The 6,771-nt window shown below is 49.2% G+C and carries 8 protein-coding genes; all 8 read left to right on the plus strand.

Annotation, left to right across the window (positions count from 1 at the left end; all coding sequences use genetic code 11):
- The first annotated feature begins 518 nt into the window (after window positions 1-518).
- Complete coding sequence (gene cmk / locus K2I50_RS09990; RefSeq protein WP_301026186.1) at window positions 519-1,223, plus strand: (d)CMP kinase; 705 nt, start codon at window positions 519-521, stop codon at window positions 1,221-1,223.
- Window positions 1,220-2,086: a 4-hydroxy-3-methylbut-2-enyl diphosphate reductase gene (locus tag K2I50_RS09995; protein WP_301026187.1), complete on the plus strand. Its 867-nt coding sequence runs from the start codon at window positions 1,220-1,222 to the stop codon at window positions 2,084-2,086. The genes cmk and K2I50_RS09995 overlap by 4 nt, the downstream gene beginning before the upstream one ends.
- Window positions 2,079-2,603: an exonuclease domain-containing protein gene (locus tag K2I50_RS10000; protein WP_301026189.1), complete on the plus strand. Its 525-nt coding sequence runs from the start codon at window positions 2,079-2,081 to the stop codon at window positions 2,601-2,603. Before K2I50_RS09995 ends, K2I50_RS10000 begins: the two co-directional genes overlap by 8 nt.
- Window positions 2,600-3,130, plus strand: coding sequence for a hypothetical protein (locus K2I50_RS10005; RefSeq protein ID WP_301026191.1), 531 nt, complete (start codon window positions 2,600-2,602; stop codon window positions 3,128-3,130). The genes K2I50_RS10000 and K2I50_RS10005 overlap by 4 nt, the downstream gene beginning before the upstream one ends.
- 27 nt (window positions 3,131-3,157) lie before the next feature.
- Window positions 3,158-4,126, plus strand: a complete 969-nt coding sequence (locus K2I50_RS10010) for a polyprenyl synthetase family protein (protein WP_301026193.1) — start codon at window positions 3,158-3,160, stop codon at window positions 4,124-4,126.
- Window positions 4,126-4,902 carry a TatD family hydrolase gene (locus tag K2I50_RS10015; protein ID WP_301026195.1) on the plus strand — a complete coding sequence of 259 codons (777 nt, stop codon included), beginning with the start codon at window positions 4,126-4,128 and terminating at the stop codon, window positions 4,900-4,902. Before K2I50_RS10010 ends, K2I50_RS10015 begins: the two co-directional genes overlap by 1 nt.
- A gap of 122 nt (window positions 4,903-5,024) precedes the next feature.
- Window positions 5,025-6,203, plus strand: coding sequence for a glycosyltransferase (locus K2I50_RS10020; RefSeq protein ID WP_301026197.1), 1,179 nt, complete (start codon window positions 5,025-5,027; stop codon window positions 6,201-6,203).
- A partial coding sequence (locus K2I50_RS10025; RefSeq protein WP_301026199.1) for a lysylphosphatidylglycerol synthase transmembrane domain-containing protein occupies window positions 6,184-6,771 on the plus strand: 588 nt, incomplete at its 3' end. The genes K2I50_RS10020 and K2I50_RS10025, both read left to right, overlap by 20 nt.

Consider the following 6,771-nt stretch of genomic DNA (forward strand, 5'->3'; position numbering starts at 1 on the left):
GAACAGGACTCGAACCTGCACGCCTCGCAGCACTCGCACCTGAAACGAGCGCGTCTACCATTCCGCCACCTGGGCATGTATTTATGTTTTTTCAAGGCTGTTGCCTCGGACAATCGGTGTTTATTCCCGTTTGCGGATGCAAAGTTAAATATAATTCTTTAATAAACCAAAAATTATTCGGCTAAAAAACGAAAAAACATATTGCGATGATGCTTTTTTATTTTGCTTGGACTTGAGCTGGGTGAATAATATATTGTGTATTAATGCATTGTGCGATAGGGTGCGCGTCCGTTTCTTAGGACCTAAAATTAGATGGATATTATGAGCTTGTCTGCGTGATGGGTATCTGAGTATGAAAGCACTCGTGTCTATCATGATGCTACCGCTGGTTCAGAATCAGAATATTTTATGGAATTGTGCATTTATCTCGTGAATTCTCGCTATTTTTGTGAAGAAATTTTGAATTACCCGGATTGATTTTAAATCATTCTGAATTAATTAAGCTATAAGAAATACATATGTCATCATCTGACAATAAGATTATAATCGCCATCGATGGCTATTCATCTTCCGGCAAGAGCTCAATGGCGCGTGCGTTGGCATCGTCGATTGGTTATCGCTATGTCGATTCCGGAGCCATGTATCGTGCAGTCACTCTATGGGGGCTGCGTCGAGGAATCGTTAATAATGGCGCGGTAGATGAGGCTGCTCTTATCGCAGCTTTGCCCGATATAACCATAGATTTTCGGCCGATTCCCGGTGAGGGGCAGCACACGCTGTTATGTGGAGAGGATGTGGAGAGTGAGATACGCTCGCTAAATGTGTCCGACAATGTCTCCCAGGTAGCGGTTATTCCCGCAGTGCGTCATCATCTTGTCGCACTCCAGCAGCAGTTTGGCCGCGAAAGAGGTATTGTTATGGATGGCCGCGATATCGGCACTACCGTTTTCCCTGATGCGGAGATGAAGGTTTTTGTCGATGCATCGGCTGAGACGCGTGCTCGCCGCCGTTTCCTTGAACTTCAGCAAAAGGGTATGGCGGCTACATACGAGGATGTGCTGGCCAATGTAAAGCAACGCGACCATATTGACACAACGCGCGCCGAGAGTCCGTTGACGAAGGCTTCAGATGCAGTGAGTCTCGACAACAGTGATATGACTATCGCCGAGCAGAATGAGTGGCTCATCGAACTCTACCACCGTACTTTGGCTGCAAAACGATGAGGGTCGAGATTGATCAGGCATCCGGATTCTGCAACGGAGTGGTTACGGCCATACGCAAGGCCGAGCAGGAGCTCGACTCATCCAACCGACTTTATTGTCTGGGCGATATCGTGCATAACAGCGACGAGGTAGAACGTCTGTGCAGCAGAGGACTTGTCACAATCACACATGATGACCTTCATTCGTTGCATGGAGTCAAGGTGCTTTTGCGTGCTCACGGAGAACCTCCGTCGACCTATGCTACGGCAAAAGCCAATGAGATTGATATTATCGATGCTACTTGTCCCGTTGTATTGCACCTGCAGAAGCGTATACGTGAAAGTTATGACCGACGTTCTCCCGGCCAGCAGATTGTAATATACGGCAAGCGTGGGCATGCCGAGGTCAACGGGCTGGTCGGACAGACCGACGGCGAGGCTGTCGTGGTCGAAGATGTGGCCGGACTTGACAGACTCGACTTCAACCGTGACATAATATTATATAGCCAGACCACCAAATCAGTACATGGCTTTCACGAAATGATTCGTGAGATAGAGAGGCGGAAATCTCCAGATGCGCGCTTTGAATACGTCGACACGATATGCCGCCAGGTTGCCAACCGTGTGCCTCAGCTCAGGGCCTTTGCTGCCGAGCATGAGGTGATTCTGTTTGTCAGCGGACGCAAATCCAGCAACGGGCGATTCCTTTATGGCGAATGTCATGATGTAAATCCTCTTACATATTTCATTTCCAATCCCGATGAAATACAATCCGAATGGATTTCGGAGGTTGAAAGCATCGGCATATGCGGAGCCACATCTACTCCCCGGTGGCTGATGGAACAAGTGAGAGATCGTGTAAATCAGCTTAAGCCGAATGGATAATTTCATCGCCATAGATGTAGAGACGGCAAACAATCAGCCGACAAGCATCTGTGCCATAGGTGCCGTGCTTGTCATGGATGGCGTTATCAAAAGCACCTTCTATGAACTTGTGCGCCCTGAGCCCAATTGGTACATCCGGTATTTTTCCACAAGTATCCATGGTATCTATCCTAAGGATACGGACAACTGTAGCGGATTTTCACTTGTCTGGGAGCGCATGACGGACACCTTTGCCCGATATGGAGTCGATATGGAAACTATACCGTTTGTGGCCCACAATAAGAGTTTCGATGAGAAATGCATCAGGGCATGTCATCGGATTTATTCAATGACATGGCCCGACAACCCATTTTTTTGCACCTTATCGGCGGCTCGTCGGTCGATACGCCGAGCCGACATCGGAGGCAGCTATTCGCTGCCGTGCGTAGCCAATTATCTGGGTATTTCTTTTGACAATCATCATAATGCACAGGCCGACGCTCTTGCTTGTGCAAAAATTGCAATGTGTCTGTTATGAATTCTTGTATGCCGTTTATTGGCCGTCACCGTATATATAATGTAGTAGCATCCCTGCTGTTTGCGGCCGTAATGGCTGCATGTGGATGTTCTTCGTCCCACGATTTCAAAATTGTGAGCCAGCGAGGAGCCAACGATGCACAAGCCTTTGTAGAACGCGCCTCTTCAATGTCGCAGATGCAGATGGAGAGTTTTCTTTTGAAGGTGCGTGCAAATGAACATGAATACCGTAGTGAGGGACGCAGCGCGCTGGCCGATGCTTACATTGAGGCGTTTGAGGTGACTCTGGCCCACCGTAGCGACAGTCTGGCAAACATCATCTTGGGGCCGGAAACCACCGCTGCACTAAGAGAACGCTCTGAGATAACAGTATCTGATACCCCCGTTTCATCCGGAGCGAATATCCCATCCACTGCGGATCGTTGTAATCAGCCCCGGGATATATCATCCAAAGAAAATCGGGATGATGACCTTGAGGAGGATGGTATTATTATTAACGAATCAGGCTCTGTGGCCGACATAAGGTAATTTAATCGATATAAAAAAATATACGATATGAATACAAAGGAATGGTATGCCGACTATATCAATCAGGCAGTCAATGATATAAAATATCCGGCAGAGCCGTCAGGCTTATATGCCCCTATAGCCTATACGCTCGCATCCGGCGGCAAGCGTCTTCGTCCGATGCTTTTGCTGGCCGCCTGTGAGGCATGCGGCGGAAGTGTAGATAGTGCAGTAAACCAGGCGCTTGGCATCGAGATGTACCATAATTTCACTCTTCTGCATGATGATGTGATGGACCGTGCCGATGTACGCCGCGGCCGACCCACGGTTCATGTCAAGTGGGATGACAGTACCGCAATACTCTCGGGAGATGCTATGCTCACGATGGCCGGGCAGCTTGTCATGAAAGTCACTGACGACAAGATATTGCGTCCGGTCATGGAATTGTTCAATACCACCGCGATGGAGGTATACGAAGGGCAGCAATACGACATGGATTTCGAGCACCGTGTTGATGTCACTATCGACGAATATCTCAATATGATACGCCTCAAGACATCGGTATTGCTCGGAGCCGCATGCAAACTCGGTGCGATTGTAGCCGGAGCCGATGCGGCCACAGCCGACAGCCTTTATGAGTATGGCACTATGCTTGGACTCGCGTTTCAGTTGCAGGACGACTATCTCGATACATTCGGCAATCCGGCAGTTTTCGGTAAAGCGATAGGTGGTGATATCCTGAATGATAAGAAAACTTATCTGCTTATATCCGCGCTCCGTTGCGGTGACAATGCCGTTGTTTCGGAAATCTCGTCGATGTTTGGTGTGCGGTCTGACCATAAGATAGAGCGCATACGTCAGCTGTATGTCGAGCATGGTATTGACCGCCTGTGTCGTGAGGCAATCGACTATTACAGCGACATGGCGGAACAATCGGTGCTTGCCACAGGATTGCCTGCTGATGCAAAGGAATTCTTTATAGATATTGCGCGAAAATCGCGTGCACGTTCAAAATAATGCTTGTAGACACTCACACACATATCTATCTCCCGGAGGAATTTCAGGATGCCGACGAGACTGTCAACCGTGCGGTCGATGCGGGGGTAGGGCACATGATATTCCCCAACGTCGATATGCTGACGCTTGCTCCGATGCTCGCTCTCCATGAGCGTTATCCCGGACTCACGTCAGTAGCTGTCGGGCTGCATCCTACCGAGGTCGATGGCACCTTTGAGAGTGTGCTCGACAGCATGCGCGGCATTATTGATAATCCTCCGGCCGGACTGTGTGCGGTGGGGGAAATCGGAATAGATCTTTACTGGGACGTTACATACCGGTCTGAGCAGCGCGAGGTTTTTGCCACACAGTGTCGTTGGGCGGTTGAAAAAGGCCTCCCTGTAATCATTCATTGTCGTGAAGGTCTTGATGACACTCTTGAAGTGCTGTCGGGGCTTGACACCCCTCCGCAAGGCGTTTTCCATAGTTTCGGCGGCTCAGTTGATGATGTCGACAGGATACGTAATGTCGGAGACTTCTACTTCGGAATCAACGGTATCGTTACATTTAAGAACAGTCGGCTGCGGGATGTGCTGTCATATATAGGTATCGACAGGCTTCTATTGGAAACCGACTCGCCATATCTCGCTCCTGTGCCACATCGCGGCCATCGCAATGAGTCGGCATATGTCGCTCTGGTTGCCCGTACGGTAGCTGATGCTCTCGGGTTGGATTATGATGAGGTATGCCGACGTACTACTGAAAATGCCATAAATCTTTTTGGTATCACGGTTTGATTCATGGCTGCTGATGTCCGGATTGCCCCGGTGCAGTCTGATTGAGAAATTAAACAAATGTGTAACTTTGCAGGCAATTCCGATGTTATACTGATAAATGTTAAGACTATTTGAGCAATAGAGTGGATAACAACGATAAGGTGATAGGACTGTTTAATGACAGTTTTCCTCCGGTGCTCGACGGGGTAACGCTTACTGTCGAGAATTATGTGCACTGGCTCACGGCAATGGGCTACAAATCCTGTGTCGTGACGCCATGGAATCCGGTCATGCCTCCTCATGACGGTTTCGATCTTTATCGTTTCTTTTCTCTTCCGATACCGTCAAGGGCGCCTTACCGTTATGGCTATCCGAAAGCCGACCCCTTTATATGGAGAAAGTTGCGGCGCACACCATTTGCTCTTGTCCACAGCCACTGTCCTTTTTCTTCAGGGCGTCTGGCCTTATATGCATCGCGGTATCATGATGTGCCGCTTGTGGCAACATTCCACTCCAAATATCGTACCGATCTGGAGCACTCCCTTCCACCATGGATGGTAAAACGGATAATGAAGCGTGTGCTTGATTTTTTCAATGCCGCCGATGAGGTGTGGATACCCCAGGCCCAGGTCGAGGATACCGTGAGGGAATACGGCTACAAGGGCCGACTCACTGTAGTCGAAAATGGCATAGACCTCACGATGGAGAATTTCGACCGGATACTCGACTTCAAGGCCGAATCTCGGCGTCGGCTTGGCATTGCCGGGTCTGAGATGCTTTTGCTGTTTGTAGGTCAGCATATCCTGGAGAAAGGGGTGGAGGTAATTATCAGGGCAGTATCTATGCTGAAGGATTTGCCTGTACGTATGGCATTTATCGGTACCGGATATGCTGTCGACGATATGAAATCGCTGATTAGCGCTCTTGGAATTGAAGACCGGGTTACACTCCACGGAGTCATACGCGACCGTAATATTCTGAAACAATACTATGCCGCTGCAAGTCTTTTCCTGTTCCCGTCATTTTATGACAATGCCCCCCTTGTGGTAAGAGAGGCTGCGATGATGGGTACACCATCGATATTGCTCCACGGGGCTACTGCTGCCGAGGTTATCGTCGACGGGAAAAACGGCTTTCTTGCCGACCGCACTCCGGAGAGTTATGCCGCATTGGTTCGTGAACTATACAATACTCCCGAACGTATCGATATTGCTGCACGTGGAGCCTCGTCTACACTCACGCGTTCATGGCGTGATGTGATGGAAGAGGTTATCCTACACTACAACGAGATTATTGAACGCCATGTCCGACGGAAAAAATAATACGAAGTATCCCGATTCGACGACCGGTACATCACGGTCGCCGCATATTAGCATGTGGAAGGTGCTGATACCGGTTGTCATAGGCCTTGCTGTGGTGGTATGGCTTTTCCATAGAGAGTTCAGCATCAAAGTGTGGGACTCAATCCATTTTGATTCTCATGTAATATTGTGTATCATACTGGCGTGGCTCTGTATGGCCGGACGCGACTTTGGGCTTACATGGAGATTCCGTTCTCTTACCGACCGGGAGCTCACATGGTGGCAGGCCATCAAGGTCAATTTCATGTGTGAGTTTACTTCGGCGGTCACACCATCCGCAGTTGGAGGCTCATCGTTGGGAATGATATTTCTCCATCATGAAGGCATAGCTCTCGGCCGCGCTACGACACTGATGATGACAACCCTCTTCCTCGACGAGCTTTTCTTTGTCGTGTCGTGTCCCATAATTGTTGCTATTGTGCCCTACGATGAACTTTTCGGATTCAGTCACACTAAGTTCGAGACCGGTCTGCGTTGGGTCTTCTGGAGTGTCTATGCCGTGCTTTTTGCATGGACACTGATATTGTTC

The sequence above is a fragment of the Muribaculum sp. genome (assembly GCF_029051885.1).
Lineage (GTDB): Bacteria > Bacteroidota > Bacteroidia > Bacteroidales > Muribaculaceae > Muribaculum.